This is a genomic window from Allosphingosinicella sp., from assembly GCF_036570505.1.
Taxonomy (GTDB): domain Bacteria; phylum Pseudomonadota; class Alphaproteobacteria; order Sphingomonadales; family Sphingomonadaceae; genus Allosphingosinicella.
This window is the reverse complement of the sequence record NZ_DATCYB010000111.1, coordinates 1-2,693: the sequence shown is the minus strand read 5'-3', so window position 1 is coordinate 2,693 and position 2,693 is coordinate 1. Positions and strand designations below refer to the sequence as shown.

Annotated in this window: 2 protein-coding genes and 1 tRNA gene; 2 read left to right on the top strand and 1 reads right to left on the bottom strand. The window is 64.3% G+C overall.

Translation table 11 applies throughout. The features are described from left to right. On the bottom strand, window positions 1-1,094 hold a 1,094-nt coding region (locus tag VIR62_RS13690), incomplete at its 3' end, for a PAS domain-containing protein (protein ID WP_431872138.1). A gap of 151 nt (window positions 1,095-1,245) precedes the next feature. On the opposite strand from VIR62_RS13690, the gene VIR62_RS13685 reads away from it, so the two are divergent. Then, a tRNA-Thr gene (locus tag VIR62_RS13685) sits at window positions 1,246-1,321 on the top strand. A gap of 346 nt (window positions 1,322-1,667) precedes the next feature. After that, window positions 1,668-2,693 (top strand): preprotein translocase subunit SecY (gene secY / locus VIR62_RS13680; RefSeq protein ID WP_431872136.1); only part of this gene is annotated, 1,026 nt, incomplete at its 3' end.

The following is a 2,693-nucleotide window of genomic DNA, read 5'->3' as shown; positions in this document are numbered from 1 at the left end:
TCCGGCCTGGGCTCCGGCCGACGCGCCCGGCGCTCGGCCTGAATGATGCCCTTGAGACCGCCGGAGAAATGTTCGAGGAATGGCATGAACCCGCCCGCCGTGACATCCTCGCGCCGGGCATGGGAAAGGGCGGCGGCATATTCGGTGAGCCGCGCCTTGTCGTGCCCGGCGCCGAAGATCAGCTTCACGATCGGCGTCATCGGCGCGCGCGCCTGGACCTTGAGGCCGGCGTCATCCAGTATCTCGGCATAATCCTCGGGCTCGGCCTCAGCGGCGAGCGCGAAATCATAGGCGTGGCCGAGAGCACGATAGAGGGCGGAGCGGCTGCGCGCGTCGGCGGTTCTTACCGCTTCGGCAGTTTCGCGCGCGGCGCATAGCCGGTCGGCGAGGCCGGCATCCGGGCCGAGCGCAAGGTCGAGGTCGTGCTGATCGTCGTCCGCGTCTCCCGAGGAACCGTCGGCGAACGCGAGCGGCGCGGCGCTCGGGCCATCGGCCCAGACCGGGCTCGCCTCCGCGGACGCGAGCGAGGCCGCCGCCCGATAGGCCTCCCGGGCGATGCCGGCGGCGGTATCCTGATCCGCCACTTCCTTCCAGTTGATGACGCCGTAGATATAATCGATCGTATCGCCGTCGGAGGAGAGCGGCATCAAGATGCCGCGGTACATGGTGTTGACGCCGCGCTGGCCGACGAATTCGGCCTCGAAGCCGATCGGCGCGCAATTGGCAATGATCTGGAGATAATGGTCGGTCAGCCGGGACAGCAGCGAGCGGCCCGGTACGTCGGCGATGGTCCGGATCTCGCCGTGAAGGTCGCATTCCTCGCGCAGCGCCCGGCCGATGAACGGCACGGCCGCGTCCTCGCTGCCGGCGGTGAAATCGAGCAGCACGCTGTGTGGACCGAAATCGTCGAGATTGTGGGGCTCCAGGTCGCGGATCGAGGGATAGGGCCGCCCGTCCAGCAGCGACACCCAGTAATTATAGGCGCGGACGTGCATCCGGCGTTCGTCGATGCCGATCTCGGGAGGCGCCTCCATCGCCGGCTCGTCTTCCCCGGCGAAGTCGGCGCTTTCATCGAAAGCCCGGAAATTTTCCATGCGCGCTGTCCCCGCAGCCTTCCCTCTAAGGAGGAGAAACCCTGCACCCGCCATGGTTGCGAAAGCGTTAAGTGTTACTCTCGCAGCCGGACCGTTCGCGGCGCTTGTCATCGCCCCGACCCGCTGATAGAGCGCCCGCCTTAAGGGTCTGGCCGCTTTAGCTCAGCTGGTAGAGCACATCATTCGTAATGATGGGGTCGTGGGTTCGAGTCCCCCAAGCGGCACCATTCCCGGTCAGCGCTGGGCACCGAGCTTGACACTCGACCGGTTGGCGAACAGCCGGACATAAGCCGAACGGAGCGCCGGATTCGCCATCCCGCGGCGCCTGCTTTATTTTTCTCGCCGAATGGGGCGATCACTTGATCCGTAATCCGCTTCTTCGAACCTGAGAGCTGGCGGAGTCGCGGACCTCATTTCTCAGGCAAAGGTTCCTGGCCGGCCGTCGCCCGACGTTTCAAGACATCCATCAAAATTTTTGATGTAAGCCACGATAATATTAGTTTGTCTTGTCTTCTTATTACCATGACATCGGGAAATCCTGGCAAGGCTCTTACCCGATGAGGCGCGTCACCTATGGCATCACATGCCGAACAATTGATCGGCAACATAAACCTGGCGAACTTCGCCAAGGCCACCGATCTCAAAAAGCGTCTCTGGTTCACGCTCGGCGCGCTGGTCATCTTCCGGTTGCTGACGTTCGTGCCGCTGCCGGGCATCGACCCGCGGGCGCTGGACCAACTCTTCCAGACCACGCAAGGCGGCGTGCTCGACCTGTTCAACATGTTCTCGGGCGGCGGCCTGGAGCGCATGAGCCTCATCGCGCTCGGCGTCATGCCTTATATCACCGCGTCCATCGTGATGCAGATGGCGACCTCGATGTCGCCGGCCCTGGCCGCCTTGAAGAAAGAGGGCGAGAGCGGCCGCAAGAAAATCAACCAGTACACCCGCTACGGCACCGTCTTCCTCTGCATCATTCAGGGCTACTTCGTCGCCGTCGGCCTTGAAAGCTGGGGAGGGCGAGGCGGATCGGCGGTGATCGATCCCGGCTGGATGTTTCGCCTGACGGCCGTCGTCAACCTGGTCGGCGGGACCATGTTCCTGATGTGGCTGGGCGAGCAGATCACGAGCCGGGGCGTCGGCAATGGCGTGTCCCTCATCATCACGGCGGGCATTGTCGCGCAGCTCCCGACCGGGGTTGCCCAGGCGCTGGAAGGCGGCCGTGCCGGCACGCTATCGCCTCTCGTGATCCTGGGCGTGCTCGTCTTCGCGGGCGTCCTGGTCCTGTTCATCTGCTTCATGGAGCTCGGCCAGCGCCGCGTCCTTATCCAGTATCCCAAGCGCCAGACGGCGCGCGGCCAGATGCAGGCCGAACGTTCGCACCTGCCGCTCAAGGTCAACACGGCCAACGTCATCCCGCCGATCTTCGCGTCCTCGCTGCTGCTGATGCCGCTCACCTTGGCCCAGTTCGCCGGCAACCGCGTCCAGGGCGAAAGCTTCTGGGGCGACATGCTGATCACGGTCACGACCGCGCTCCAGCACGGCGCGCCGCTCTACATGTTCCTCTATGGCGCCGGCATCGCCTTCTTCTGCTTCTTCTAC